The sequence below is a fragment of the Arthrobacter sp. S39 genome, assembly GCF_004320525.1.
Lineage (GTDB): Bacteria > Actinomycetota > Actinomycetes > Actinomycetales > Micrococcaceae > Arthrobacter.
The window spans coordinates 394461-420895 of sequence record NZ_SIHX01000004.1; the positions used below are offsets into that span (position 1 = coordinate 394461).

General features: G+C 66.6%; 24 protein-coding genes and 3 tRNA genes. 11 read left to right on the plus strand and 16 right to left on the minus strand.

Annotated elements, in window-relative coordinates; genetic code table 11:
• Positions 1 to 160 precede the first annotated feature (160 nt).
• From EYS21_RS10870 to EYS21_RS10885, 4 genes are all read right to left on the minus strand, one after another.
• Positions 161 to 820 (minus strand): ATP-dependent Clp protease proteolytic subunit, encoded by a 660-nt coding sequence (locus EYS21_RS10870; protein WP_131133200.1) that lies wholly within the window; start codon positions 818 to 820, stop codon positions 161 to 163.
• Between the two features lie 35 nt (positions 821 to 855).
• The gene (locus tag EYS21_RS10875) at positions 856 to 1476 is read right to left on the minus strand and encodes an ATP-dependent Clp protease proteolytic subunit (protein WP_131133287.1); all 621 of its coding nucleotides are present in this window, start codon (positions 1474 to 1476) and stop codon (positions 856 to 858) included.
• A 219-nt stretch (positions 1477 to 1695) separates the two neighbouring features.
• Complete coding sequence (gene tig / locus EYS21_RS10880; protein WP_131133201.1) at positions 1696 to 3093, minus strand: trigger factor; 1398 nt, start codon at positions 3091 to 3093, stop codon at positions 1696 to 1698.
• Positions 3094 to 3177: 84 nt separating this feature from the next.
• Positions 3178 to 3252, minus strand: a tRNA-Pro gene (locus EYS21_RS10885).
• Between the two features lie 148 nt (positions 3253 to 3400).
• Between EYS21_RS10885 and EYS21_RS10890 the strand changes: the two genes are divergently transcribed.
• Together EYS21_RS10890 and EYS21_RS10895 are read left to right on the plus strand one after the other, a co-directional pair.
• Positions 3401 to 3474 (plus strand) — tRNA-Gly (locus EYS21_RS10890).
• A gap of 91 nt (positions 3475 to 3565) precedes the next feature.
• A complete protein-coding gene (locus EYS21_RS10895; RefSeq protein ID WP_131133202.1) occupies positions 3566 to 4279 on the plus strand; it encodes a hypothetical protein in 714 nt (237 codons plus the stop codon).
• Between the two features lie 22 nt (positions 4280 to 4301).
• Here the strand turns inward: EYS21_RS10895 and EYS21_RS10900 are convergent, their stop codons facing one another.
• The 3 genes from EYS21_RS10900 to EYS21_RS10910 form a co-directional block, all read right to left on the minus strand.
• On the minus strand, positions 4302 to 5189 hold the full coding sequence (locus tag EYS21_RS10900) for a DNA-formamidopyrimidine glycosylase family protein (protein WP_131133203.1): 888 nt from the start codon (positions 5187 to 5189) through the stop codon (positions 4302 to 4304).
• Complete coding sequence (locus tag EYS21_RS10905; protein WP_131133204.1) at positions 5189 to 5683, minus strand: ribose-5-phosphate isomerase; 495 nt, start codon at positions 5681 to 5683, stop codon at positions 5189 to 5191. Before EYS21_RS10905 ends, EYS21_RS10900 begins: the two co-directional genes overlap by 1 nt.
• Before the next feature lie 71 nt (positions 5684 to 5754).
• Positions 5755 to 6762 carry a hypothetical protein gene (locus EYS21_RS10910; RefSeq protein WP_131133205.1) on the minus strand — a complete coding sequence of 336 codons (1008 nt, stop codon included), beginning with the start codon at positions 6760 to 6762 and terminating at the stop codon, positions 5755 to 5757.
• Between the two features lie 145 nt (positions 6763 to 6907).
• Between EYS21_RS10910 and pepN the strand changes: the two genes are divergently transcribed.
• Positions 6908 to 9475 (plus strand): aminopeptidase N, encoded by a 2568-nt coding sequence (gene pepN / locus EYS21_RS10915; protein ID WP_131133206.1) that lies wholly within the window; start codon positions 6908 to 6910, stop codon positions 9473 to 9475.
• A gap of 9 nt (positions 9476 to 9484) precedes the next feature.
• Positions 9485 to 9958: an OsmC family protein gene (locus EYS21_RS10920; protein ID WP_131133207.1), complete on the plus strand. Its 474-nt coding sequence runs from the start codon at positions 9485 to 9487 to the stop codon at positions 9956 to 9958.
• Between the two features lie 96 nt (positions 9959 to 10054).
• Here EYS21_RS10920 and EYS21_RS10925 read toward each other — a convergent pair whose 3' ends face one another.
• Positions 10055 to 11044, minus strand: coding sequence for an epimerase (locus tag EYS21_RS10925; RefSeq protein ID WP_131133208.1), 990 nt, complete (start codon positions 11042 to 11044; stop codon positions 10055 to 10057).
• 119 nt (positions 11045 to 11163) lie between these two features.
• On the opposite strand from EYS21_RS10925, the gene EYS21_RS10930 reads away from it, so the two are divergent.
• Positions 11164 to 11859 carry a mechanosensitive ion channel domain-containing protein gene (locus EYS21_RS10930; RefSeq protein ID WP_131133209.1) on the plus strand — a complete coding sequence of 232 codons (696 nt, stop codon included), beginning with the start codon at positions 11164 to 11166 and terminating at the stop codon, positions 11857 to 11859.
• A gap of 4 nt (positions 11860 to 11863) precedes the next feature.
• The gene (locus tag EYS21_RS10935) at positions 11864 to 12316 is read left to right on the plus strand and encodes a globin (RefSeq protein WP_131133210.1); all 453 of its coding nucleotides are present in this window, start codon (positions 11864 to 11866) and stop codon (positions 12314 to 12316) included.
• 36 nt (positions 12317 to 12352) lie between these two features.
• Here EYS21_RS10935 and EYS21_RS10940 read toward each other — a convergent pair whose 3' ends face one another.
• A complete protein-coding gene (locus EYS21_RS10940) occupies positions 12353 to 13012 on the minus strand; it encodes a hypothetical protein (RefSeq protein ID WP_131133211.1) in 660 nt (219 codons plus the stop codon).
• A gap of 63 nt (positions 13013 to 13075) precedes the next feature.
• Between EYS21_RS10940 and EYS21_RS10945 the strand changes: the two genes are divergently transcribed.
• A complete protein-coding gene (locus EYS21_RS10945) occupies positions 13076 to 14056 on the plus strand; it encodes an acyl-CoA thioesterase II (RefSeq protein ID WP_131133212.1) in 981 nt (326 codons plus the stop codon).
• 89 nt (positions 14057 to 14145) lie between these two features.
• Here the strand turns inward: EYS21_RS10945 and ettA are convergent, their stop codons facing one another.
• From ettA to EYS21_RS10960, 3 genes are all read right to left on the minus strand, one after another.
• On the minus strand, positions 14146 to 15828 hold the full coding sequence (gene ettA / locus EYS21_RS10950) for an energy-dependent translational throttle protein EttA (RefSeq protein ID WP_131133213.1): 1683 nt from the start codon (positions 15826 to 15828) through the stop codon (positions 14146 to 14148).
• A 45-nt stretch (positions 15829 to 15873) separates the two neighbouring features.
• The gene (locus EYS21_RS23735) at positions 15874 to 16470 is read right to left on the minus strand and encodes a hypothetical protein (protein WP_242633372.1); all 597 of its coding nucleotides are present in this window, start codon (positions 16468 to 16470) and stop codon (positions 15874 to 15876) included.
• Between the two features lie 86 nt (positions 16471 to 16556).
• Positions 16557 to 17102: a single-stranded DNA-binding protein gene (locus EYS21_RS10960; protein ID WP_165478294.1), complete on the minus strand. Its 546-nt coding sequence runs from the start codon at positions 17100 to 17102 to the stop codon at positions 16557 to 16559.
• Between the two features lie 204 nt (positions 17103 to 17306).
• On the opposite strand from EYS21_RS10960, the gene EYS21_RS10965 reads away from it, so the two are divergent.
• Positions 17307 to 17382, plus strand: a tRNA-Arg gene (locus EYS21_RS10965).
• Between the two features lie 311 nt (positions 17383 to 17693).
• On the opposite strand, the gene EYS21_RS10970 is transcribed toward EYS21_RS10965, so the two are convergent.
• On the minus strand, positions 17694 to 18986 hold the full coding sequence (locus EYS21_RS10970) for an ROK family protein (protein WP_242633373.1): 1293 nt from the start codon (positions 18984 to 18986) through the stop codon (positions 17694 to 17696).
• A gap of 135 nt (positions 18987 to 19121) precedes the next feature.
• Here EYS21_RS10970 and xylA point away from each other — a divergent pair, with 135 nt between their 5' ends.
• The gene (gene xylA / locus EYS21_RS10975) at positions 19122 to 20309 is read left to right on the plus strand and encodes a xylose isomerase (RefSeq protein ID WP_131133215.1); all 1188 of its coding nucleotides are present in this window, start codon (positions 19122 to 19124) and stop codon (positions 20307 to 20309) included.
• Positions 20310 to 20387: 78 nt separating this feature from the next.
• Positions 20388 to 21809 (plus strand): FGGY family carbohydrate kinase, encoded by a 1422-nt coding sequence (locus tag EYS21_RS10980; RefSeq protein ID WP_131133216.1) that lies wholly within the window; start codon positions 20388 to 20390, stop codon positions 21807 to 21809.
• 112 nt (positions 21810 to 21921) lie between these two features.
• On the opposite strand, the gene EYS21_RS10985 is transcribed toward EYS21_RS10980, so the two are convergent.
• Genes EYS21_RS10985 through EYS21_RS10995 form a run of 3 tightly spaced genes read right to left on the minus strand, consistent with a single transcriptional unit; the run spans position 21922 to position 25141 of the window.
• A complete protein-coding gene (locus tag EYS21_RS10985; RefSeq protein ID WP_131133217.1) occupies positions 21922 to 22761 on the minus strand; it encodes a sugar phosphate isomerase/epimerase family protein in 840 nt (279 codons plus the stop codon).
• The gene (locus tag EYS21_RS10990) at positions 22758 to 23972 is read right to left on the minus strand and encodes a dihydrodipicolinate synthase family protein (protein WP_131133218.1); all 1215 of its coding nucleotides are present in this window, start codon (positions 23970 to 23972) and stop codon (positions 22758 to 22760) included. The genes EYS21_RS10985 and EYS21_RS10990 overlap by 4 nt, the downstream gene beginning before the upstream one ends.
• Positions 23972 to 25141 carry a Gfo/Idh/MocA family oxidoreductase gene (locus EYS21_RS10995; protein WP_131133219.1) on the minus strand — a complete coding sequence of 390 codons (1170 nt, stop codon included), beginning with the start codon at positions 25139 to 25141 and terminating at the stop codon, positions 23972 to 23974. Before EYS21_RS10995 ends, EYS21_RS10990 begins: the two co-directional genes overlap by 1 nt.
• 188 nt (positions 25142 to 25329) lie before the next feature.
• Here EYS21_RS10995 and EYS21_RS11000 point away from each other — a divergent pair, with 188 nt between their 5' ends.
• A complete protein-coding gene (locus EYS21_RS11000) occupies positions 25330 to 26433 on the plus strand; it encodes a LacI family DNA-binding transcriptional regulator (protein WP_131133220.1) in 1104 nt (367 codons plus the stop codon).
• Positions 26434 to 26435 lie beyond the last annotated feature (2 nt).

Sequence of the window (26435 nt, forward strand, 5' to 3'; positions counted from 1 at the left end):
TGCTGCCAGGCAGCTGTGCACCGTTGCTGGAATCTGGACCGGCCTGGGAGGGCCCGCCGTGACAACATCCACTCTAGGTCACATTCGGCCCCAAGGGTGGAAAGCGAAGGCCGGTGCGGCCCAAATGAACTGGACCGCACCGGCCTGGCGATAAGCCGTACTACCTGGTAATTGCCTGTGGCTTGATCTTGCGTGAATCCAGGACCTGGTCGATGAGGCCGTAATTCATGGCCTCTTCGGCGGTCAGGATCTTGTCGCGCTCGATGTCGTTGTTGACCTGTTCCGAGGTGCGGCCCGAGTGGTGGGCAAGCGTGTCCTCAAGCCACGCGCGCATCCGCATGACTTCAGCGGCCTGGATTTCGAGGTCCGACGCCTGTCCGCCCTGCCCGCCGGACAGTGCCGGCTGGTGGATCAGGACGCGGGCGTTGGGCAGTGCCAGCCGCTTGCCGGGGGTGCCGGCTGCAAGCAGGACGGCAGCAGCGCTGGCGGCCTGCCCGAGGCAGACGGTCTGGATCTCAGGCCGGATGTACTGCATGGTGTCGTAGATCGCCGTCATGGCGGTGAAGGAACCGCCCGGGGAGTTGATGTACAGCGTGATGTCGCGGTCCGGGTCCGTTGACTCCAGGACCAGCAGCTGGGCCATGACGTCGTCGGCAGAGGCGTCGTCCACCTGCACGCCGAGGAAAATGATGCGGTCCTCGAACAGCTTGGTGTAGGGGTCCTGGCGCTTGAAGCCGTAGGGTGTGCGTTCCTCGAACTGGGGCAGGACGTAGCGGCTGGTCGGAAGATTACCGGCAGTCGATCCGAAGTTGTAGGTCATTTTATTGCTCCTGATCTGGGTGTTCTAAGTGCCGGTTACGCTGAAGCCGACTCGCTGGACGTGCCGTTGGCGGTTCCGCCGCCACCGGACACGGACCCGGCGTGGGCCGCGATCTTGTCAAAGAAGCCGTACTCGAGGGCTTCCGGAGCAGTGAACCACTTGTCGCGGTCGTTGTCCTTGAGGATGGTTTCAACGCTCTGGCCGGTCTGCTCGGCAGTCAGCTCGGCCATGACTTTCTTCATGTGCAGGATCAGCTCGGCCTGGATCTTGATGTCCGAGGCGGTGCCGCCGATGCCGCCGGAGGGCTGGTGCATCAGGACACGGGCGTTCGGGGTGGCGTACCGCTTGCCCTTGGTGCCGGATGAGAGCAGGAACTGCCCCATGGAGGCTGCCAGGCCGGTGGCCACGGTGACAACGTCGTTCGGGATGAACTGCATGGTGTCGTAGATGGCCATGCCGGCGGTAACGGAGCCGCCGGGAGAGTTGATGTAAAGGTAGATGTCCTTTTCCGGGTTCTCGGCGGACAGGAGCAGCAGCTGCGAGCAGATTGCGTTGGCGTTGTCATCGCGCACCTCGGAGCCCAGCCAGATGATCCGCTCTTTCAGGAGGCGGTTGTAGATGTAGTTGTCCTGGGCTGCGGGATCGACTGTCGCCATCCGTGGGGCCTCTGCGTGCTGTGACATGTGTACTTACCTCTCGCTGGTGACGGTGACATCACTGAACTTCACTACTTGGACACTAACCGTTTTGACGGCCGATTTGTTCGCCCGAATCGCGCTGTTCGCTGACGGCGCACGAGCCGGAAACCGGCTGTTAAAGCGCCCAGCCCCCGGACCGGCAGGGTCCAGGGGCGGGCGGTGGAAATTAATGCCGTATTAGAACTTCACTGCAGCGGGGTCGTCGTTCGCTGCGGTATCGGTCGTGGCTTCGTCCGAAGCGGCGTCGGCTGCTTCTTCCTCAACGGCCGGAGCTTCCTCTTCGCCGCCGGGGCGGACGAAGTCGCTCAGGTCAACGCTCTTGCCGGCGGAGTCGGTGACGGTGGCCTGGCCCAGCACAACGGCCAGGGCCTTGCGGCGGCGAACCTCGGAAACCATCATGGGGACCTGGCCGCTCTGATCGATGATCTGGGCGAACTGGTTCGGGTCCATGCCGTACTGGCTGGCGGTGGTGACGATGTAGTCGATCAGCTCGTTCTGGCTGACGTTGACTTCTTCCTTTTCGGCGATGGCGTCAAGGATGATCTCGTTCTGGAAGGCGCGGGCCGTGTTGGCCTTGACCTCGGCGCGGTGCTCCTCGGTGTCGTGTTCGCCTTCGCCGTGGCCGCTGCCCTCCTTGAAGTGCGCTTCGAGCTGCTCTTCAACCACGGAGTCCGGAACCGGAACCTCAACGAGCTCCACGAGCTTGTCCAGGACCTTGTCGCGGGCCTCTACGCCCTGCTCGACGACCTTGGAGTCTGCAGCCTGCTTGGCCAGGTCTTCACGGAGTTCAGCCAGGGTGTCGAACTCCGACGCCAGCTGGGCGAAGTCGTCGTTGGCTTCGGGGAGCTCGCGCTCCTTGACGGCTTTGACGACAACCTTGACCTGGGATGCTTCGCCGGCGTGGTCGCCGCCCACCAGGGTGGTGTCGAAGATGGCGTCCTCATCGGCGCTCAGGCCGGTGACTGCCTCGTCCAGGCCCTCAAGCATGGTTCCGGCGCCAACCTGGTAGGACAGGCCGGCAGCGGAGTCCACCTCGGCGCCGTCAACGGTTGCGGTGATGTCGATGGTCAGGAAGTCGCCATCGGCAGCCGGGCGGTCCACGGACTTCAGCGTGCCGAAACGGCCACGGAGTTCGTCCAGGGCCTTGTCGACGTCCTCATCGGAGGATTCCGCAGCGGCAACCTCGACCTTGATGCCGGCGTAGTCAGGCAGCTCGATCTCGGGGCGGACGTCAACCTCGGCGTGGAACTTCAGTTCCCCGTCGGTGGAGGTGGGGTCCGGAACTTCGGTGATCTCAACCTCGGGGCGGCTCAGGGGGCGGATGCCCGATTCCTGCACAGCGGCCTGGTACCAGCCGTTGAGGCCTTCGTTGATGGCAGTCTCCAGGACGTAGCCGCGGCCAACGCGCTGATCGATCAGCTTGGACGGGACCTTGCCCTTACGGAAGCCAGGGACCTGGATCTGCGAAGCAACAGTCTTGTATGCCTCGTCGATGCTGGGCTTCAATTCCTCAAAGGGGACCTCAACATTGAGCTTGACCCGCGTGGGGGTGAGGTTCTCGACAGCGCTCTTCACGGTCTAAGTACTCCTGGGTTTGTGGGATGGGTTTTCTGCAAAATTCTTGTGTTCTGTCCAGGCCGTCCGGTCCGGGCCGCAGAGTCGGGGTGACAGGATTTGAACCTGCGACTTCCTGCTCCCAAAGCAGGTGCTCTAGCCAAGCTGAGCTACACCCCGTAAGTGCACAGGCAAGTCTACGTTCATACCGGCCGTGAATGCACATTTGACACGTGGGGCATGAATTAGGTTTAGTTGTATCCGGCTTGATCAGCCAGCCCGAAAGACCGGCCGCTAACATTGTAGATGTTAGAAGTGCTGTTCTCCCGGGGACGTAGCTTAATGGTAAAGCCTCAGTCTTCCAAACTGATTACGCGGGTTCGATTCCCGTCGTCCCCTCCACGACCGGTCCTGTCAAAGGACCACAGACGAAGGGCCCCTCGATGAGGGGCCCTTTTCTTGTTGGCTAGCACAGAAAGGCCCCGCAAATTCCGTGCCACCACCTATACGCCAACTCAATCCGTTGATCCGCAAGTATCTCAAGGTCAACGACGCCACCCATGCAGAGGCCAGGGGCTTCGGCGAACTCAAGCCTGTCGAGCCGGAGGCCCGGCGCGAGGGCGCGCCCGTCGCCGGCGATGACCAGGTCTACGTGATGAAGTACGGGACGGATTACCACACTGCGTGGTGCCGGGTGGTGGCCGACAAATGGGACCACTCACCCAGGGGACTGCTCGTGACCCTTTTGGCGGATGTCGGGGGGCGGGCCCGGTGCCAGGAATGCGGCCGGCCCGGGAAGAGGGCAAAGGGGTCGTCCGTGCAGGAATCACCGGCGCAGCCCCGGCCTACGGCCCAACCCCTGTCTGATGCAGTGATCCCGCTGCGGGTCATCGGCGTCGCCCATGGAATCCTCTTCCTGGCGGCGGGGCAGGAGCATCGGGAACTCCTCAAGGAGACTGCCGTGGAGCCCGCGACGGTGCTGTCTGTGGGCGGACGTCGGGACGGCACGGTGGTGCGGCTGGACGCCGTCCGCGACGAGCCGCTTCTCCTTGTCCAGCTGGACCCCCGCGCGACCTTCCGGGATGGTCCGTACCAGGTCCGCCTGCGTAATCCGCTGCAGCGATCGGCGACCAAGGCCTACGCCGTGGAGTCCGTTGAACCGGCCTTCGGCAATGACACTGCATCACAGACCCGGCGGGCAGAATAACAGCACGCCTGGCCCGCAGTCCCTAATCCTGGCAGCCGGGGCACCAATACAGCTTCCGGCCGCCCAGCTCAGCCAACGCGACGGGAACGGCGCAGACCCTGCACGGCAGCCCCTGGCGCTTGTAGACGTAGTGCGCTTCGTCGCCGGCCGGCAGGGCGGCGCCTTCTCCCCAGTACGACGCCGGAGTGGTGATGATCCTGCCGTCGCGGACGCCGTCGCCCATCACCGCCGCGGTGTCATCCCAGAGCAGTTCCGCCGCCTCCCGGGGCAGGGAGCTTCCCGGCAGCAGCGGAGCGATCCGCTGGCGGAAAAGGACTTCGGCGCGGTAGACGTTTCCGACGCCGGCAATCACTTTCTGGTCCATCAGCAGCGCTGCGACGGGCGTCTTACGTGACCGGATGCCCGTCACAAAGCGTTCCCGGTCCGGCGGCAGGTTGCGCAGCGGATCCGGTCCCAGCCTGGCCAGGACAGCTGATGCTTCAGTCCCGGTGATGGCAGCACAGGTGGTGGCGCCGCGCAGGTCCGCCCAGCCATGCCGGCCCACCAGCCGTACCCGGACAGCACCGACCGGCGCGGGCGGGCCCGCGTAGGCAGGCGCGGTCCCGTCGTCGAACGTTTCCCGCTCCCCCACTTTCCGGGGGGCGCCGATGCTCGACGCTCCCCGGAACGCGGCGTCGCCGCCGAAATCCCAGGCGCCATAGAGTCCGAGGTGGACGTGGAGGACCAGCGCGTGGTCAAAATGCAGGAAAAGGTGTTTGCCGTGGGCCTGCGATTCGACCATCGCGTGGCCGTCCAGCAGTGCTGCACCGGCCGCAAACCGTCCCTGCGGGCTGCTCACGGCCAGCGTCTCACCGCCAAAGACGTCGTCGAACTGGCGCGCCAGCCGGCGTACCGAGTGGCCTTCGGGCACTACTCGATGACCTCGCCGGTGGTTTCGTAGGCGGCAATCTTGCCGATCCTGCGCACGTGCCGTTCGTCATTGCTGAAGGGTTCGGCCAGGAACGCCTCGATCAGCGCGGTGGCTTCCTCGACGGTGTGCTGGCGGCCGCCGACGGCCACCACATTGGCGTCGTTGTGCTCGCGCGCCAGGGTGGCGGTGGAGTGGTTCCAGGCGAGGGCCGCGCGGACCCCCTTGACCTTGTTGGCGGCGATCTGCTCGCCGTTGCCGGACCCGCCCAGAACGATGCCCAGGGCGTGGACGCCTGCCTGCTGGTCAGCCACCACGGCCAACGCGGCGTTGATGCAGAAGGACGGGTAGTCGTCCAGTGCGTCGTACTCCTTGGGACCGTGGTCCACCACGTCGTAGCCCTTGGCAGAGAGGTGGCTGACGAGGTGGGCACTGAGTTCCATGCCTGCGTGGTCAGTGGCGATGTGTACCCGCGGGAAGGCAGGGGAAGAAGTCACGACAGTATCCGTTCGGTTTTGAGGGGCCGGCGGGCTGGCCCGGCCGGGTCAGGGCAACACGAACAAGAATACTAGGAGTCCTGCTCCACGCCTGAGGCGCCGCCATGCGCGCGTGCAGCCACCCGGGTCAGGACCTCGGCCAGGCGGGCGGCTGACGCCGGGCTGCCTCCACTGACGGCGAGGCTGTGGCCGTCGGTTTTCCGGACGACGACGGCGGGGCCGCTGCTGACCAGCATCGCTGCGGTGCCGCTGTGGTTCCGGTAGCCCCACCCGCCGTAGTCAGCAGCCTTCACCTCCGAAGCGCTGGCGGCGGAGATAGCGGCTGCCGGCACGTCCATCACCGGCAGGATCCCCGCCACGAGCACCCGCAGGCCGCTGCGGTCGGCTTTGACCCTGGCGCAGAGGAACGCCGCGGCCACGACGGCCAGTGCGGCCAGGAACGCGCCCAGCCACGGCAGGGCAATAACGATCAGGGCCGCGGGAAACAGTACAGCCACCGCGATCATCACAAACACCGAACTGCGGGCATGGACCCAGAGCCGGATCGAGTCGCGCGCCAGGTCCGGGTCCAGCTCCCTGGCGATGGCCAGCTCGAACGCCCTGTCGTCATCCGGGGACCACCGCCGGTCAGCCTTGAAAACAAAGCCCATGATCACGCCCAGCGAGAGTGCCGCCCCGCTTCCCAGCGCAAGCACTGTCACGTCCACGCGGGACTCCCGTGCGTCGGCCAGCCCGGACTGTCCTACCAGCCCGGCGGCCAGGACGCTGGTGACAAAGAGGCACAGGAACAGCCCGGCCCCCATCATGATCCTGCGCATCACCACGGGGCGGGAGACCGGAACGGCCTGCGACAGGACGAGCCAGCCGGCCGCCACGATGATCAGCGCCCCACCCCACGCGTAGGCGGTAAACGGGGCGAAGGAGGCGCCGCCGTCGTCCGTCCAGCTCACCGCCAGCGGCTCCGGAAGGCTGGGCCGGAGCAGATGGGCGCAGAAGACAAACGCCCCGGCGAGCACCACGGGAAAGCCCACCGCGAACCGAAGCGCTTTGGCGTCCACCGCATCCCTGAACTTGCCCATGCCTTAACGCTACTCCCGCCGTGTCACGTTGTGATCTGCGTCAACTTGCCAACAGCCCAAGAAGTGAAAGAATGGCTTCATAGTGCCGGTGCAGGCTGCTCCCCCGCCGGCAACAGCAACCTTCTGGAGGTCCCACTTGCCGGGTATGAACCTGACGCGCGCCGAAGCACGCGAACGCGCCGAACTGATCAACGTTGATTCCTACGAGGTCAGCCTGGACCTGACCAGGGGCGGGAAGGTCTTCGGGAGCACCACCACGGTGAGGTTCGAAGCCGTACCCGGTTCCTCCACCTTCATCGACGCCATCACCCACACCGTCCACAGCATCACGCTCAACGGGCGTGCCCTGGATCCTGCGGCCGTTGCCGACGGCGTCCGGATCCAGCTGCCGGACCTGGCCGCCGCCAACGAGCTCACCGTGGTGGCCGATGCGCCCTACATGAACACCGGCGAAGGGCTGCACCGGTTTGTGGATCCGGTGGACAACGAGGTGTACCTGTACACCCAGTTCGAGGTGCCGGATTCGCGCCGTATGTTCGCCGTGTTCGAGCAGCCGGACCTCAAGGGCACGTTTACGTTCACCGTCACGGCGCCGTCGCACTGGGACGTCATCTCCAACTCCCCCACCCCCGCGCCGCAGGAAACCGCCCCCGGGGACGACGGCGGCGCCCGCTCGGTCTGGCAGTTTGCGGCCACGCCCCGGCTCTCCTCCTACGTCACCGCGCTGATCGCAGGCCCGTACCAGTCGGTCCGGAGCGAGGTCACCTCCTCCGACGGCCGCGTGGTGCCGCTCGGTGTGTTCGCCCGGAAGTCGCTGATGCAGTACCTGGACGCCGACAACATCTTTGACCTGACCCGCCAGGGCTTCGAATTCTTTGAGGCGCAGTTCGGCCACCCGTACCCCTTCGAGAAGTACGACCAGCTGTTTGTGCCCGAGTTCAACGCGGGCGCGATGGAGAACGCCGGAGCGGTCACCATCCTCGAAGGCTACGTTTTCCGCAGCAAGGTCACCGGCGCGCAGATCGAACGCCGGGCCATCACCGTGCTGCACGAACTCGCGCACATGTGGTTCGGGGACCTGGTGACCATGCGCTGGTGGAACGACCTCTGGCTCAACGAATCCTTCGCCGAGTACATGTCCCACCTCGCCGCAGTGGAAAACACGTCCTTCACCAGTGCGTGGACCACGTTCGCCTCGGTGGAGAAGTCCTGGGCCTACCGCCAGGACCAGCTGCCCACCACGCACCCGATCTTCGCCGAAATCAACGACCTCGAGGATGTGGAGGTCAACTTTGACGGCATCACCTACGCCAAGGGCGCCTCGGTGCTGCGCCAGCTGGTGGCGTGGGTCGGACCGGAACAGTTCATGGCCGGAGTCCGGGAATACTTCAGCAAGCACGCGTGGCAGAACACCGAGCTCAGCGACCTCATGGTGGAGCTGGAGAAGGCCAGCGGCCGCGACCTGGACCAGTGGGGCCGGCTCTGGCTGGAGACGGCCGGCGTCAACACGCTCAAACCCGAGCTGGAGACGGACGCCGACGGGAACCTCTCGTCCTTCGCCATCATCCAGTCGGCGGTCCAGGACTGGCCCACCATCCGGCCGCACCGCCTGGCCGTTGGCTTCTACAACCTCAATGGCGCCGGAAAGCTGGAGCGCGTGCACCGCGAAGAGCTCGACGTCGACGGCGAACGCACCGAAGTGCCTGCCCTGGCGGGCCTGGCGCAGCCGGACCTGATCCTGGTCAACGACGACGACCTCGCGTACGCCAAGGTCCGGCTCGACGAAAAGTCCCTGGCGACGGCAACGGCGCACCTGAAGGACTTCAGCGAGAGCCTGCCGCGCACGCTGGTGTGGAATTCCGCGTGGGACGCCGCCCGAGACGGCGAAGCCCCCGCACGCCGCTACGTGGAGCTGATCCTGGCCAACGTGGCCGCGGAATCGGATTCCTCGGTGATCCTGGTCCAGCTCCGCCAGCTGGCCACCACGCTGAACTTCTACGTTGCCGAGGAGCACCGTGAGACCACCACCGTGGCCGCCGTGGACACCCTCTGGGACCTCGCCAACGCGGTACCGGGCGGGTCTGATGCGCAGCTGCAGTTTGTGAAGTCCTTTGCCCTGCTGGCACGCAGCACGGGGCAGCTGGACACCATCGCCGGCCTGCTTTCGGGCACGGCAACGCTGGAGGGGCTGGCCGTGGACCAGGACCTCCGGTGGGAGCTCGTGGCATCGCTGGTGGCCGGCGGCCGGCTGGGCACCGAGGACATCAACGCCGAGCTGGAACGGGACAACACCGCCAGCGGCCAGAACGCCGCCGCGCTTGCCAAGGCTGCGATCCCCACCCCCGATGCCAAGGCCGCGGCCTGGGAGTCGATCGTGGTCAAGGGTGACCTGTCCAACGCTTTGCAGGGGTCGGCGGTCGCCGGCTTCATGCGGGTTCTGGACCGTTCGCTCCTGGAACCGTACGCGGAAAAGTACTTTGCGGCCGTTCCCGGGATCGTTGCCACCCGCACGCACGCACTGGCCCAGCAGGTCGTCGTCGGGCTGTACCCGGCGCTGCTGACCACGCAGGCCACCGTTGATCGGACCGACAGCTTCCTGGCCGCGCTACCGGCGGAAAGCGCCGCACTGCGCCGCATGATGCTGGAAAACCGCGACGGCGTTGCCCGGGCCCTGCGCGCCCGCGCCGCTGACGTCCTTCCCGGCGATGCCTAGGCCGGCAGCATGAGCCTGGGTGAGCACCACTATTCGCTGACGGTGCAGTGGACCGGCAACCTGGGAGCGGGAACATCGTCATACCGCGGATATTCGCGGGACCACGATGTCCTGATCCCGGGGCTGCCGGTGCTCCCGGGCTCCGCCGACCCGACGTTCCACGGCGACAGGTCGCGCTACAACCCCGAGCAGCTGCTCCTGGCCGCCCTGGCGCAGTGCCACATGCTGTCCTTCCTGCACGTGGCAGTGCGGCACGGAGTGGTGGTCACCGACTACCGGGACGAGGCCACGGGCATGCTGCGGCTGAACCGGGACGGCAGCGGGCAGTTTGAATCCGTGACACTGCACCCGCAGGTGACGCTGGCGGATCCTGCGCACAGAGAGCTCGCCGGGCAGATGCACCACGAAGCCAACCAGGTCTGCTTTATCGCCCGCAGCGTCAATTTTCCGGTGCATCACGACCCGGTGACCCTGACCGCCTGACCCTGCTTCCTGACTCCTGGCCCAACTGGGTAGCAGTAGGTGTCGTTTTGAGCCGTGAAAACGACACTTACTGCTACCCAGTTGGGGGGGCGGGCTTCAAAGGTTCCGCAGCTCCGTGACGAGCCGGGCTTCCGTCGCGGGCGCCAGCCCGGCCTTGCGGCGGCGGGTCAGGCCGCGGCTGCGCTCGTCCGCGAGGGTGTCGGCCACGGTCTCCTGCCAGGGCCGCAGCGTCAGCCCGGCGGCGCGGGCGGCCTCGTTGCTTCGTGTGCAAAAGCCGTCATGGCCCGGCGGCAGCCACAGCGGGAGTGAATCAGGCCCGGCCCAGTAATCGATGCCGTGGTCTACGAGCCAGTCCTCCGAAACCGACACTAGTTCGCCTTCAAAGGCGGCGGCGGTTTTCGACGCCTCAAGGTAGTCACCGAAGGGCACCTGGTCCCCCACCGCATTCAGTGCCCCCGTGACGCCCTGTGACGCCGCGGCAAGGATCCACCCGGCCAGGTCGCGGACATCGATGACCTGGGTGGCGTGGCGGGGAATGTCCGGGATGATGGCAGGTCCGTTGTCCCGGGCAAACCTCGCGGGCCAGTAGCCGTAGCGGTCCGTTGCGTCGCCGGGACCGCCGATGAGGCCGGCCCGGCAAAGGTGCGCCTTGTCCCCCGCGGCGGCCAGGGTTGCCTGCTCTATGGCAGATTTCGATTCGCCGTAGTTTTCGGGGGCTGATTCCGTCCCGGCAGGCAGGGGCGGCAGGAGCGCAGCGTCCTCCCCCGCTCCCGGCGTTGAATGGTCGGCGTAGACCGAACAGCTGGAGACAAATGTCCAGTGGTCCGCCTGGCCGGCCAGGGCGGCCAGCGCCTCCGAGGCCTGGACGGCGTCACGGGCCACCTCGATGACCGCATCCCAGGTCCCGGCCACGGGCGCATAGCTGTTCGCGCCCAGTGAACGGTCCGCCTTAACCCACGTGGCGCCGTCGGGCGGTTCGGCGGCGGAACCGCGGGCCAGGCACGTGACCTGGTGCCCGGCTGCCACTGCCTGCCGGGCAATTTCTGAGGAGAGAAAGGCGGTTCCGCCAAGGATCAGGATGCGCATGTGTCCACGCTACGGCGCTAGGGTTGAAACAGAACAGAGCCTTATGCGCCGGGCGAAACCCGCGCAGGGGCCCCATGATTCCGGCCGCAGCCGGAGAACCCCAAGGAGCAAACCCGCCTATGTTCAGCACGTTGTCGATCACCCCTTCCCTCGCCTCCGAGCCAGATGGAGTCAGCGTCACGGGCATCGTGATCAGCATCGGCGTTGGCGTTGCCGTCTGGCTGGTGGCAACCTTCGTCATCTCCCGTATCAGCAGGCGCGTGGCAGCTGGAAGCAACTTCTTCAAGAAGGCCCATTTCAAGTGGGTCGCACCGGCGATCCGGGCACTGGACCATGAACGCCGGGTGCAGCGCGCGGAGACCATCGGTTCACTGCTGAACAGCATCGTCGGCGTCCTGGTGGCCGTGATCACCATCATGTACGTGCTGCAGAACCTGGACATCAACATCGCCCCGCTGCTCACCAGCGTGGGCATCCTGGGTGTAGCCATCGGCTTCGGCGCGCAGCAGCTGATCCGGGATTTCCTGGCCGGCATCTTCATCACCATTGAGGACCAGTACGGGATCGGCGACGTCATCGAAACCAGCGAAGTCGTGGGAGTGGTGGAATCCATGGGCCTGCGCATCACCCGGGTCCGCTCCGAGGACGGCGCCATCTGGTACCTGCGCAACGGCGAGATCCTGCGCGTAGGAAACCGCTCGCAGGGCACTTACGTGCCGGTGCCTGACGCACCCGCCGCGGGCCCCGAAGCTGCACTGCACGAGCCGGCCAGCAACACCGAGACTAAGAAGACTGACCAGAAAGCCGGAGAATAGGGACATGACCACACCCGCCGAACCGCAGCCGCCGCGCCAGCTGATGCAGAACGATCCGTTCAGCCAGCCGGGCTACACGGACAATTTCTACGATGCCGTGGGCGGCCATGACACGTTCGTCCGCCTCATCGATGTCTTCTACGACGGCGTGGCCACCGATCCGCTGCTGCGGCCGATGTACCCCGAAGAAGACCTGGCGCCTGCCAAACGCCGGTTCCTGATGTTCCTGGAGCAGTACTGGGGCGGTCCCACCACCTACGGCGAGGAACGCGGCCACCCCCGGCTGCGGATGCGGCACATGCCGTTCCGCGTGACGCCGGAGGCAAAGGACCGCTGGCTGTTCCACATGCGCGCGGCCGTCGATTCACTGGAGCTGCCCCCGCTCTACGAAGGCACGCTGTGGGACTACATGGAACGCGCGGCCCTGTCCATGGTGAACAGCCCGTCAGGGGCCTGAGGTCCCGCCTGCTGGCGGGCTGGCCGGGTTGGGGGCTTAGCCCAGGCCGGTGCCGGTCCGGGCAAGGACATGTCCGCGTGCGCCGGTGAGGCGGAACCACCGGCCGGTGCGGTAGAGCTTCTGGTCGCCGTCGGCAAGGAAACCCAGTGTCAGCGCGGCGAACGCGGCTCCGGCCGGCAGCCCCGAATCGTCCAGCGGACGGCCCCAGACAGCGGCCCGGGCATTGTTGACGATCAGTGCGCCGGGCTTGTCCGGCACAATGCCGGCCACTTCGGCGATGCCGGCCTCGGCGGCCCGGCGCAGTTCGGCATCCGGAACGGACCGGACGAGCTCCCAGCCTGCCCTGGGGGCACCGACCCCGGTCCACGATTCGGTGACGGTGGACGGCGGAACAGGCAGCTCGACGTCGTCCTCCCCTGCCCGGGCGAGCCGGTCCAGGACCGCTGACAGCGGGACGGTGACGTCGGTGCCGGACCGTTCCGCGAGTCCCATGGTGCGCAGCCCCAGGATGGTGGGGGTTGCTTCGCCGAGCAGCCGGGGCCTGAGTACGCACACGTACGCGGCCAGGACTGAGCCCGCGGCCTGAAGCCGGATGGCGCCGTCGTCGATGGTTTTGGCCCGCGTGGCGAAGGTGCGCAGATCGGCGAGATCGCGCGGATCCGCGAAGCGGAAGGACTGGGTGAGTAGATCTGTCACACCATGAACACTACCGGCTGCACCTTGGTTGAGCGGTGCCGGGGTGGCGTCTAGAGTCGAACCATGACTGAAGCCGACGCCGGATTGCTGGCCCCGCCCAGCGGTGACCCCACCACATCACTCATCCACCTGCTGGACCTTGGCGAGCTGGAGGGGGCCCGGACAGACGAGGACATCTTCCTGGGGCCGTCGCAGCAGCAGCCGCACCAGCGGGTTTTCGGCGGCCAGGTCCTGGCCCAGTCGCTCATCGCCGCCAACCGGACGGTGGACGCCGAACGGCACGTCCACTCGATGCACGGATACTTCCTGCGGCCAGGCGATGCCAACAAGCCCATCACCTTCGGAGTCCAGCGCCTGCGCGATGGCCGCTCGTTCTCCGCACGCCGGGTGCACGCCTACCAGGAGGGTGTGCCCATCCTGTCCATGATTGCGTCCTTCCAGGGTGAGGACCAAGGCATCGAGCACGAGTCAGCGATGCCCAAGGGAATCCCGGATCCTGAGTCGCTGCCGAGCACGGCGGACCTCCTGGGCAAGTTCGACCACCCGGTGGCCCGGCACTGGTCGTACGAGCGGCCCTTCGACATCCGGCACGTGGATCCGCCCCTGTATGTCTCGGCGAAGGGCAAGCGGGAAGCCCGGAACGCCGTGTGGATGAAGACGTTCGGACCCATGCCGGACAACGCCAACCTGCATCGGGCTGCGCTTGCCTACGCCAGTGATTACACCCTGCTGGAGTCCATCCTCCGCCGGCACGGGCTGAGCTGGATCACCCCGGGCATGAACGTGGCCAGCCTCGACCACGCGATGTGGTGGCACCGCCCTGCCCGCGTGGACGAGTGGCTGCTCTACGTCCAGGAATCCCCCAGCGCCCAAGGCGCGCGCGGGCTGGCAACGGGAAAGATCTTCAACCGGACCGGACAGCATGTTGCATCGGTGGCCCAGGAGGGTATGGTCCGCGTTCCCACCGACCTGAAGAACAAGGTGGTGGGGGCCTTCCAGTCCAAAGTCCTGGAGCACCAGATCCGCAAGGCGGGACGGGACTAGTGGCCCCGTTCGCCCGGTTCTGACAAGCGAAAGGCCGGCACCCCGCGGGGTGCCGGCCTTTCCTTTAATGCAGCGTTAGCCTGCGCTGATCAGTCGCGCGTCAGGCGGCGGTGGGTGACCCGGTGCGGCTTGGCTGCGTCGGGGCCCAGGCGTGAGACCTTGTTCTCCTCGTAGGATTCGAAGTTGCCCTCGAACCAGTACCACTTGGAGGGGTTCTCCTCGTCACCTTCGTAAGCGAGGATGTGGGTGGCCACCCGGTCCAGGAACCAGCGGTCGTGGGAGACCACCACGGCGCAGCCGGGGAATTCAAGCAGCGCGTTCTCGAGGCTGCTGAGGGTTTCGACGTCGAGGTCGTTGGTGGGTTCGTCAAGGAGCAGCAGGTTTCCGCCCTGCTTGAGCGTCAGGGCCAGGTTCAGCCGGTTGCGCTCACCGCCGGAAAGTACACCGGCCTTCTTCTGCTGGTCCGGGCCCTTGAAGCCGAACGCGGCAACATAGGCGCGGGACGGCATTTCCACGTGGCCCACCTGGATGTAGTCCAGGCCGTCGGAGACAACTTCCCACAGCGTCTTGTTGGGGTCGATGCCGCCGCGGCTCTGGTCCGCGTAGGAAATCTTGACGGAGTCACCGATCTTCAGTTCGCCGCCGTCGAGCGGCTCCAGGCCCACGATGGTCTTGAACAGCGTGGACTTGCCCACGCCGTTGGGGCCGATGACGCCGACGATCCCGTTGCGGGGAAGGGTGAACGACAGTCCGTCGATCAGCGTGCGGTCGTCGAAACCCTTCTGCAGGTTTTTCGCCTCCAGGACCAGTCCGCCCAGGCGGGGTCCCGGCGGGATCTGGATCTCTTCGAAGTCAAGCTTGCGGGTGCGGTCTGCCTCGGCAGCCATCTCCTCGTAGCGTGCCAGACGGGCCTTGGACTTGGTCTGGCGGCCCTTGGCGTTGGAACGGACCCATTCCAGTTCCTCGGTGAGGCGCTTGGCCTGCTTGGCGTCCTTCTTGCCCTGGACTTCAAGGCGCGCACGCTTCTTTTCCAGGTACGTGGAGTAGTTGCCCTCGTACGGGTAGAGGTGGCCGCGGTCAACCTCGGCGATCCATTCCGCGACGTGGTCAAGGAAGTACCGGTCGTGGGTGACGGCCAGGACAGCGCCTGCGTAATTTGAGAGGTGCTGTTCAAGCCACAGCACGCTCTCGGCGTCGAGGTGGTTGGTGGGCTCGTCGAGCAGCAGCAGGTCAGGCTTCTGCAGGAGCAGCTTGCAGAGGGCCACCCGGCGGCGCTCACCACCGGAGAGGAGCGTGACGTCCGCATCGGAGGGCGGGCAGCGGAGGGCGTCCATGGCCTGCTCCAGCTGGGAGTCCAGGTCCCAGGCGTCGGCATTGTCAATGGCTTCCTGCAGGTGGCCCATCTCTTCGAGGAGGGTGTCGTAGTCAGCGTCGGGGCTGGCCATTTCCTCGGAGATCTCGTTGAAGCGCTGGATCTTGCCGTAGATCTCGCCTACGCCTTCCTGGACGTTGCCCAGGACGGTTTTTTCCTCGTTCAGCGGCGGTTCCTGGAGCAGGATGCCCACCGTGTAACCGGGGCTGAGCCGCGCTTCACCGTTCGAGGGCGTGTCCAGTCCGGCCATGATCTTAAGAATGGTGGACTTACCGGCACCGTTCGGGCCAACAACACCAATCTTGGCACCCGGGAAGAAGGACATGCTTACGTCGTCGAGAATAAGTTTTTCGCCAACGGCCTTACGGGCCTTGGTCATTGTGTAGATAAATTCCGCCATGGTTCCAAATCTAGTGGGTTGGCGGGGATAACTCACATTCGTCCGTCAGGCGGGAACCCCGACAAAGCACTTGCCGCTCGCAAGAACCGGCAGGACGCTGACCGTGACGCTGCCGTCCCGGATCTGTCCTATGACGCAGTCCCCGCCCGCCAGGACGGCGGCTTCGATGGCGTCCGCTTCCAGCCCGGTGGGGGTGCGGCTTTCCGAGACTTCGAGTGCTGTGCCCGGGATGCCGGCACCGGTCAGTGCGTCCGCCACCTGGGCCGTTGCGGGTTTCGGCGTTCCGGCGGCCAGGCGGTTCAGTGCGTCGGCAAGGGTCTGCTTCAGCGTGGCTGTTGCCGGGTTGCCCTCGGCGGATCCGGATGCCTGGGCAGCAGCACCCTGCGTCGGCGCGGTTGACGGCGCGGTTGACGGCGCGGCGGCGCTGGCCGGCGGTGTGGAGCTTGAAACTGCTGTGGATGCTGCAGGACCTGGCTGGGACCCGGTGCAGGCGGACAGTGCTGCGGCACCGGCGAGGCAGCCGGCCACCGCGAGAAGAACCAGACGAGAGGGAGCACCAGCCGATGGCATGCGCACCGATGACGGGGATCCCGGCCGGGGAGCTTTTGGATGTTTCGGCCGGTGATTCGTGGTGCTGGTCATGCCGCCCATTCTGCCACGCCGCAACGGCGGGGTTGTTGCGGCGTGGCAGTCCCCAGCGCGGCACCGCGCGCCAGCGAGCGCAGGCTTCAGGTCGCCGCTCCGGCGAGCTCTCCGGTTTCCGTGTCCACGGAGACGTAGTCGCCGCTGGCATCCTCGAAGACGATGTCCTCGGCAGCGCCGTCTTCTTCCGGGTAGTCGTCCGGCCCCGACTCCCCGGCTGCCGCGTCGTAGCCGTCGCCGCGCTGGGTGGCCGTTTCAGAGTCCGGCAGTTCGTTCTTCGCCGTCCGGATGTAATTGGCGGAGCCCCACCTCAGGTCGTGGCCCACTGAGTCGGCGTTGACCTCGGCCTTGTGGTAAATGCGTCCGTCCCGTTCCCAGCGTGCCAGCTTCAGCCGGCCGACGACGATCACGTGCTGGCCTTTCTTGATGCTGCAGGCCATGTTCCCGGCCAGTTGGCGGTACCCCTGGACCGTGAACCAGTTCATGTAGTCCTCGACCCACTCCCCCGAGGCTTTGTCGAAATGACGGGAGGGGGACCCCAGCCGGAACGAGGCCGTCCCAATGCCGGTGGTGGTGGTGGACGTGGTGACGTCCGTCGCCACAAAGCCCCGGATGGTAATGATGTCGGTCATGATCATGTCCTGTCTCGAAGGTGGTGCCCTACCGGGCAAAACCAGCTTCGCGCGGACACCGTGCTCCGGCGAGGTGTCTGTTTCCGTATGTGCATAACGCCGCCCGGGGCGGCACTGTGGAGGACAGGTGCCGCCGTGACGGCAACGGCACCCGGGGGATGTAAACTTTTTGATGCGCCGGAATATATGCTCCGGACACCACGTGCCCCAGTAGCTCAGGGGATAGAGCAGCGGCCTTCTAATCCGCCGGTCGGGGGTTCGATTCCCTCCTGGGGCACCAGTAAGCAGTGAGGCTCCGGCCTGCGGATGACGCAGGCCGGAGCCTCACTGCTTTTGTGACCTGGACATTGGGAGTGGCCCCGAGGCAGCAGGCTTAGTGCCGTGCCCCGCGCCGGAGGATGCCTGCGCAGAGGCCCAGGACGGCCGCGAGCGACCCCAGGATGACGGCCAGGCCTGAGAAGTATTCGGTGATGCTCATGTGTGGACCCCTTTGCTCTCGCTGATGCACTGAAACTACCCACCGAAGCTCAGTGTTCGCGAAGGACAAGACGGGGTGTTGGATCAAGATTTGCCGCAGCCCGGATGGCCCGCCTACGGAGCCTGGACCTGGAGGCGGTGAGGGGCTTCCACAAGCGAACGGCCCACGCTGCCGGCGGCGCCCAGCAGCGCTCCGGCCTGGCCCACGCCGGACAGGCTGATGTTGCCGGGCAGGACTTTCCCGGGGGCGTACCGTTCCAGGCTCCCGGAAAGAGCGGGCATGATCCACTCCCCCAGGATGGCAAAGTGTCCGCCCAGCACCACGGAGGAGATATTCAGCAACCGGACAGTGGAGGCAACGGCCACCCCGAGGAAGCGGCCGGCCCGCGTGACGGCGGCGAGCGCATCGGCATCCCCGGCCGCGAGCGCTGACAGCAACTGTGCCAGGCACTCGGATCTGGACGGACCGGATGCCGCCGGGCCCGAACGGGACGCCGAATCTGCCGGCCCGGCGGGTGCCGCCTGCGTGGCAATTCCTGCGGCCGCGAAGATCGCGTCCTGGCCTGCCACCGTTTCCAGGCAGCCCGTGCCGCCGCAGGAACAGGCCGCTCCGTCAGGCAGGACGACAACATGCCCCAGTTCACCGGCATGCCCGTGGGGGCCGGTGAACAGTTCGGAGCCGATCACCAGCCCGCCGCCCACGCCCACCTCACCGGAGACAAAGAGGAAGTCCGCACCGCCGTCCGGGCGGTACCGCAGTTCCGCCAGGGCCGCCGCGTTGGCTTCGTTGAAGAGTATAGTGCCCAGTGGCACGCCGGGGAGCAAGGCATCCAGGTCCAGAGCTTCGGCGCTCCAGCCGAGGTTGGGAGCGGTAATGACCGTGCCGGTCTTGACATCAACGAGTCCCGGAACAGCCAGGCCGCCGCCGAGGATGCGGACCCCCTGGGCCTCCGCGTTGCCCCTGAGGTCAGCTGCGAGGCCGGCCAGCGCCGCCGCCACGGAGCCCGGTGAGGCGATGCGGTTGTCCTGCTCCCGCGTTTGGTGGAGCAACAGGTTGCCGGCCAGGTCCGTTACCCCCGCGGAGATGTAGTCGACATTGATTTCCATGCCCATCACGCCCCTGGCCGGATTGAGCTCAAGCCCCACACCCGGCCGTCCGCGCTCCCCCTGCGGATTCAGCCCGATTTCCCTGACGATGCCGGCATCGAGGAGATCCAGCACCAGGCTCGAGACAGAGGCCTTGGTGAGCCCCGAGGCGGCAGCAACCTGGGCCCGGGTCAGGTGCGTCCCTGCCCCGGACTGGGCAATGCGCCCGAGCACCAGGGCCAGGTTGCCGCGGCGGACGTCACCCATGCTCCCCGGCGTCCCGGCGTCGGCGGCGCCGGCGGCAGGCGCTGAACTGGCCATGCGGCCCTCCATTTCGAAGTTCGTGCCTCGTGGGAAGGCTCGTGCTATTGACCATAGCTCATCCCCCCTTATATAGTTCAAGCGATAAACTAACTCCAGGGGTTCCACGGTTCCCCCGAAATGCAAGGACGCATCATGACTCTTACGCCCACACCCGGCGACAAGTTCACCTTCGGCCTCTGGACCGTCGGCTGGACCGGAGCGGACCCCTTCGGCGTGGCCACCAGGAAGCCGCTGGACCCCGTCGAAGCCGTCCACAAGCTCAGCGAACTGGGCGCGTACGGCATCACCTTCCACGACAACGACCTGGTCCCGTTCGACGCCACGGCCTCCGAACGCGAGTTGATCCTCAAGAACTTCAAGGCAGCCCTGGCCGAGACCGGCCTCAAAACCCCCATGGTCACCACCAACCTGTTCAGCCACCCGGTCTTCAAGGACGGCGGCTTCACCTCCAACGACCGCTCCGTCCGCCGTTTCGCCCTCAGCAAGGTCCTGCAGAACATCGACCTCGCCGCGGAGCTCGGCGCTGAAACGTTCGTGATGTGGGGCGGCCGCGAAGGCAGCGAATACGACGGTTCCAAGGACCTGTCCGCCGCGCTGGACCGCATGAAGGAGGGCGTCGACACCGCCGCCGCCTACATCAAGGACAAGGGCTACGGCCTGCGGATCGCCCTCGAGCCCAAGCCCAACGAGCCCCGCGGCGACATCTTCCTGCCCACTGTCGGTCACGGGCTGGCTTTCATCGCCCAGCTCGAACACGGCGACATCGTGGGCCTCAACCCCGAAACCGGCCACGAGCAGATGGCAGGCCTGAACTTCACCCACGGCATCGCCCAGGCCCTCTGGGCAGGCAAGCTCTTCCACATCGACCTCAACGGCCAGCGCGGCATCAAGTACGACCAGGACCTCGTCTTCGGCCACGGCGACCTCACCAGCGCCTTCTTCACCGTGGACCTCCTCGAGAACGGCTTCCCCAACGGCGGCCCCAAATACGACGGCCCGCGCCACTTCGACTACAAACCCTCCCGCACCGACGGCTACGACGGCGTCTGGGAATCCGCGAAGTCCAACATGTCCATGTACCTCCTGCTCAAGGAACGCGCGCTCGCCTTCCGCGCTGACCCTGAGGTCCAGGAAGCACTGAAGACCTCCGGCGTGTTCGAACTCGGCGAACCTACGCTCGCCGCCGGTGAGACCACCGCGGATCTGCTGGCTGACGCATCGGCTTTCGAAACGTTCGACGCCGATGCCGCCGCAGAGCGGTCCTTCGCCTTCGTGCGGCTCAACCAGCTGGCCATCGAGCACCTGCTCAACGCACGCTAGGCCGCAGGCAACCAACCACCAGCACCACGGCGCCGCCGGATCCACGATCCGGCGGCGCCGGCGCATCAAAGGAACCATATGGCCCTCGTTGCCGGAATCGACAGCTCCACCCAGTCCTGCAAGGTGGTGATCCGCGACGCGGACACCGGCGCGCTGGTGCGCCAGGGACGCGCCAGCCACCCCGACGGAACCGAAGTCCACCCCGAGCACTGGTGGAACGCCCTCAAGGCCGCCATCACGCAGGCAGGCGGACTCGCTGATGTCAGCGCCGTGTCCGTGGGCGGCCAGCAGCACGGAATGGTCTGCCTCGACGGGACCGGAGACGTCATCCGGCCGGCACTGCTGTGGAACGACACCAGGAGTGCTCCCGCCGCCCTGGACCTGATCCGGGAGGCCGGCGACGGCGACTCCGCCGAGGGTGCCCGCTACTGGTCCCGCGCCACGGGAACAGTCCCTGTTGCCTCGCTGACCATCACCAAGCTGCGCTGGCTCGCCGGAAACGAACCCGCCAACGCAGCCCGCGTCGCAGCCGTCTGCCTCCCCCACGACTGGCTCTCGTGGCGGCTGGCGGGCTTCGGCCCCGGCAGCGGCGAGGCAGGCCTGGCGGCACTCCGGACCGACCGGTCCGACGCCTCCGGTACCGGCTACTATTCCGCGGCCGCGGGCGAATACCTTCCTGACGCCCTCGAAAAGTCCCTTGGCCACGTCCCCCGGCTTCCCGCCGTCGTCGGCCCGCTGGACATCGCCGGGAAAACCCCGGAAGGGTTGCTCATCGGACCTGGCGCCGGGGACAACGCCGCCGCCGCCCTGGGCGTGGGCGCCGGTGTGGGCGATGTGGTCCTCTCGCTGGGCACCTCCGGAACCGTGTTTGCGGTGTCATCAAACCCTGCGGCCGATGAGTCAGGTCTTGTCGCGGGATTCGCAGACGCCACGGGCAATTACCTGCCGCTTGCCTGCACGCTCAACGCGACGCGGGTGTTCGATGCGACGGCGGCGCTGCTGGATGTCAGCCTGGAAGAATTCAACGAGCTTGCGCTGGCGGCCCCGGCAGGAGCCGGCGGCTTGACGCTCGTTCCGTACTTCGACGGGGAACGGACACCCAACCTTCCGGACGCGGCCGGATCGCTGCACGGCATCACCCGGGCGAATTACACACCCGAAAACCTGGCGCGCGCCGCCGTCGAAGGCGTGGTCTGTTCCCTCGCCGACGGCCTGGCAGCCCTTCAGGCTCAGGGCGTGGAGGCCCGGCGCGTCATCCTGGTGGGTGGCGGGGCACAGTCGCCGGCCGTGCAGCTGGCAGCCAGCCAGCTCCTTGGCCTTCCCGCCTTTGTGCCGACGCCCGGCGAGTACGTGGCCGACGGCGCCGCCCGCCAGGCCGCCGCTGTGCTGGCTGGGTCCTTCCCGGAGTGGGCCCTCAGCGGTGTGGATCTTCCGGCTGAACCGTCCGACGGCGGCGTCCTGGCCAGGTACCGCCGGCACGCCGCCGCGTACCTCGCCTGAGTCCGGACAGCAACGCAAAAGGACCTGCACCGCCAAGGCGGTGCAGGTCCTTTTACTGGTGGGGCGCAGGCTCCTGCCGTGACGTTAGCAGGAGCCCGCGGTCTGCATCAGGTCAGGCGTACGGGAGTACCAGCTCCGCGTAGCGCTCCTTGACCGTGGAAAGGACGGTGTTGCCGTCCGTGTCCCAGATCTCCTGATTGAAGATTTCGACTTCGATGTCGCCGGTGTACCCGGCGTCCCTGACCCAGGTGCCGATGGTGGCGAAGTCAATGACGCCGTCGCCCATGTATCCGCGCGACAGGAGCGGATCCGCGGCGATGGGCATGTTGAAGTCGCACACCTGGTAGGAGGCGATCCGGTCTTCCCGGCCCGCGCGTTCGATCTGCGCCTTCAGCTCCGGATCCCACCAGACGTGGAAGGTGTCGACGGCGACGCCAACATCCTTCGTGTCGAACGGGGCAGCGAGGTCCAGGGCCTGTCCCAGGGTGGAGATCAGGGCACGGTCAGCGGCGTACATGGGGTGCAGGGGTTCGAGCACGAGCCGGATCCCGTTCTCGGAGGCGAACGGAACGAGGTCGGCGAGGCGGTCGGCGACGCGCTTGCGGGCAGCCACCACGTCCTTCTCCCCCGGAGCCAGGCCGCCGACCACCAGGAAGAGTTCCCGGGTGTCCAGCGTCGCGGCTTCGAGGATCGCCGCGCGGTTGTCCGCGAGTGCGGCGGCCTGGCCTTCGGCGTCAGCCGCTGTCAGGAATCCGCCACGGCAGAGCGAGGAAACCCGGAGGCCGGCGTCCTTGATCAGCTTGGCTGCCTTTTCCAGTCCTGCTTCCTCAACGCGGTCCCGCCAGGGGCCGATCGACGGGATGCCGGCGTTGACGCAGCCTTCGACGACCTGGGCGAGGGTCCACTTCTTGGTGGTGGCGCTGTTGATCGCCAGGCGGGAGAAGTCGCTCATACTCCCACTCCGTTGATGCGCAGGTAGTCGGACATCCGGAACGCGGCCAGGGCCGGGTCCTTCAGCAGTCCGGCCTGGTCGGCGAGTTCGAAGGTTTTGGCCAGGTGCACCACGGAGCGGCCGGAGTGCAGTCCGCCGACCATCTGGAAACCGGGCTGCTTGCCGTTGAGCCAGGACATAAAGGCGATCCCGGTCTTGTAGTAGAACGTGGGGGCACTGAAGATGTGCTTGCCCAGTTCGCGGGTGGAGTCGAGGATGGCCCGCGCTTCCGCCGCGTTGCCGGCGTCGTAGTGCTGCAGGGCAACGGAGGCCGCGGGGTAGATGGCCGCGAAGATGCCCAGCAGGGCGTCCGAGTGGTGGCTGCCGTCGCCGTCGATCAGTTCCGGGTAGTTGAAGTCGTCGCCGGTGTAGAGGCGGACGCCTTCGGGCAGGACGGCACGAAGGGCCACTTCGTGGCTTGCGTCCAGCAACGAGACCTTAACGCCGTCCACCTTGTCCGCGTTATCGCGGATGAGGGAGAGGAACGTCTCGGTGGCCGCCGCGACGTCATCCGAACCCCAGTAGCCGGCCAGGGCGGGATCGAACATGGTCCCGAGCCAGTGCAGGATCACGGGCTGGTCCACTTCCTGGAGCAGGGTGGAGTACACCTTCAGGTAGTCTTCCGGACCGGTGGCCACGCGGGCCAGTGCCCGGGAGGCCATCAGGATGACCTTGGGCCCGGCTTCGGACACAACGGCGATCTGCTCGCGGTAGGCCTCGAGGACGGCGTTGAGTCCGGCCTCGCCCGTGGGCAGGGTGGCGATGTCGAGCTGGTCGGTGCCGGCGCCGCAGGAGACCAGGTCCCGCACGGTTTTACCGGCGGTTGCGGCGTTGCCGGAGGAGACCACCGAGGCGGCCTCCACACCGGTGCGCTTGATGAGCTGCTGGGTTGCGGCCCAGTCAAGGCCCATGCCGCGCTGGGCGGTGTCCATGGCATCGGCCACGCCCAGGCCGTAGGACCAGAGTTCGTGCCGGTAGGCCATGGTGGCGTCCCAGTCGAGGCGCGCCGGGGCGCCCGGCGTGTTGTCCGCGAGGACCTCGGGAATCACGTGCGCTGCAGCGTAGGCACGGCGGGCTGTGAGCGGTGCCGTGGGGCGGGCCCAGGACGCACCGCCCTGGAGGCGGTACTCCCGGGTGCCGCCGTCGTTGGAGGGAAGGATCAGGGAAGTCATCAGAGCGTGATCTCCGGGATGTCGATGGTGCGGCGTTCGTCGTTGGACTGCAGACCAAGTTCGGCGAGCTGGACACCGCGGGCGGCGGAGAGCAGGCCGAAGCGGTGTTCGCGGCCGGCGACGACGTCGCGGAGGAATTCTTCCCACTGCAGCTTGAAGCCGTTATCCAGCTCGGCGTTGGCGGGGACTTCCTGCCACTGGTCGCGGAAGGATTCCGTGACGGGCAGGTCGGGGTTCCAGACGGGCTTGGGGGTGTGGGCGCGCTGCTGGGCGACGCACTTGTTCAGGCCAGCGACGGCGGAGCCGTGCGTGCCGTCGATCTGGAATTCGACCAGTTCGTCGCGGTAGACGCGGACTGCCCAGGAGGAGTTGATTTGGCCGATGACCGGCTCGCCGGCCGGGGTTTCGAGCTCGAAGATGCCGTAGGAGGCGTCGTCGGCGGTGGCCTTGTACTCCTTGCCTGCCTCGTCCCAGCGTGCCGGGATATGGGTGGCGGTCTTGGCGTTGACGCTCTTGACCTTGCCAATGATGCCTTCGAGGACGTAGTTCCAGTGGCAGAACATGTCCGTGGTCATTCCGCCGCCGTCTTCCTTGCGGTAGTTCCAGGACGGGCGCTGCGCGGCCTGGACGTCGCCTTCGAAGACCCAGTAGCCAAATTCGCCGCGGATGGACAGGATGCGGCCGAAGAAGCCTTCGTCAACCAGGCGGCGCAACTTGACCAGGCCTGGCAGGTACAGCTTGTCGTGCACAACGCCGGCCGTGACGCCGGCTTCCTTGCCGATGCGGGCCAGTTCGATGGCCTCTTCGAGCGTTTCAGCCGTGGGCTTTTCGGTGAAGATGTGCTTGCCGGCCAGCATGGCCTTCTTCAGGGTGGCGGCACGGAGGCTGGTCATGGAGGCATCGAAGATGATGTCCACGGAGGGGTCGTTGATCACCGAATCGAGGTCGGTGGTCCACTCCGCCACCTTGTGCAGTTCCGCCAGTTCGCGGATCTTGGCCTCGTTGCGGCCCACCAGGATCGGTTCGATCTGGACCTTGGTGCCGTCCTCCAGCGTGAAGCCTCCGGCATCACGGATGGGGAGGATGGAACGCAGCAGGTGCTGGCGGTAACCCATCCGGCCGGTGATGCCGTTCATGGCGATGCGGATCGTCTTTGTTTCGAAGCCCATGTGTCCTCCACGGTGAGTGAGCAGTGTTACTCAAGCTGGTCTGGGAAAGCGCATTCCCACTGCATCCATTCTGCACCCATCGGGCGGAAATTGGCAAGCGCTTTCCGGCAAGTCCCTAAAACTGCCATAATGTGGTCAACGCCGTTGGCGACTGAGTTCCGCTAAGTTCCGCTGAAAAAGGAGATCCCGTGGCTGCAAGTACCCTCACCGAGGTGGCCCGGCTGGCCGGCGTGTCGCCCGCCACGGCTTCGCGCGTGCTGAACGGTTCCGCCCGGAAACCCGGGCCGGACATTGCGGACCGTGTGCGGCAGGCTGCTGACTCCCTGGGTTACATCCCCAACGCCCAGGCCCAGGGGCTGGCCAAATCGAGTTCCGGCCTGATCGGACTGATCGTCCACGACATCGCCGACCCCTACTTCGCCGCCATCGCCCGCGGCGTCCAGGAAGCAGCCCGGGAACAGGGCAGGATGGTCCTGCTGGCCACCACGGCCGGCGCTCCCGGGGATGAAAAGGAAGCCGTTGCCGCCTTCGCTGCCCGCCGGGCCGATTCGATCGTGATCGCCGGTTCCCGCTCGTCCCGCACCGAGGACACCGACGGCAACGCCGACCTCGCCGCTGAACTCGACAGGTATTGCCGCAACGGCGGCCAGGTGGCTGTAGTGGGCCACCCTGTGGTGGGGGCCGCCGTGTCCGACGGGTACCACGTGGTGGAAGTACCCAATGAGGAACTTGCCGCCAGCCTCGCCTCGGAACTTTCCGCCTCCCGGGCGGACGACGATTTCGTGATCATTGGCGGACCGGAAGGACTCTTCACCTCCGATGACCGGATCCGCGGATTCCAGCAGGGTCTCGCCGAAGCGGGACGCCCCCCGGCGGAAATCCTGCGCAGTTCCTTCAACCGCGCCGGCGGGTTCGGGGCCGGACTCACCCTTGCCGCACGCATCAAGGCCTCCCGCCCGGAAGCAGGCGGCGTCGGGGCCACCGGAAACGGGGGCGGCTCCAAGGGACTGTGCATTTTCGCGGTCAACGACGTTATGGCCATCGGCGCTGCCGCGGCCCTCCGGAGCGAAGGGCTGCGCATACCCCGCGACGCCACCATCGCCGGCTTCGACGACATCGAGACGCTGCGGGATTTCCGCCCGGCACTTTCCACCGTGCACCTTCCCCTCGAGGAAATCGGCAGGATCGCCACGCGCAGCGCCGCGGGCACCGCCGCCGCAGACGGTGCCGGGACACCGCCTCCAGTGACCGGACAGGTGACGCTGCGGCGCAGCACCGAGACGGCCTCCTGACG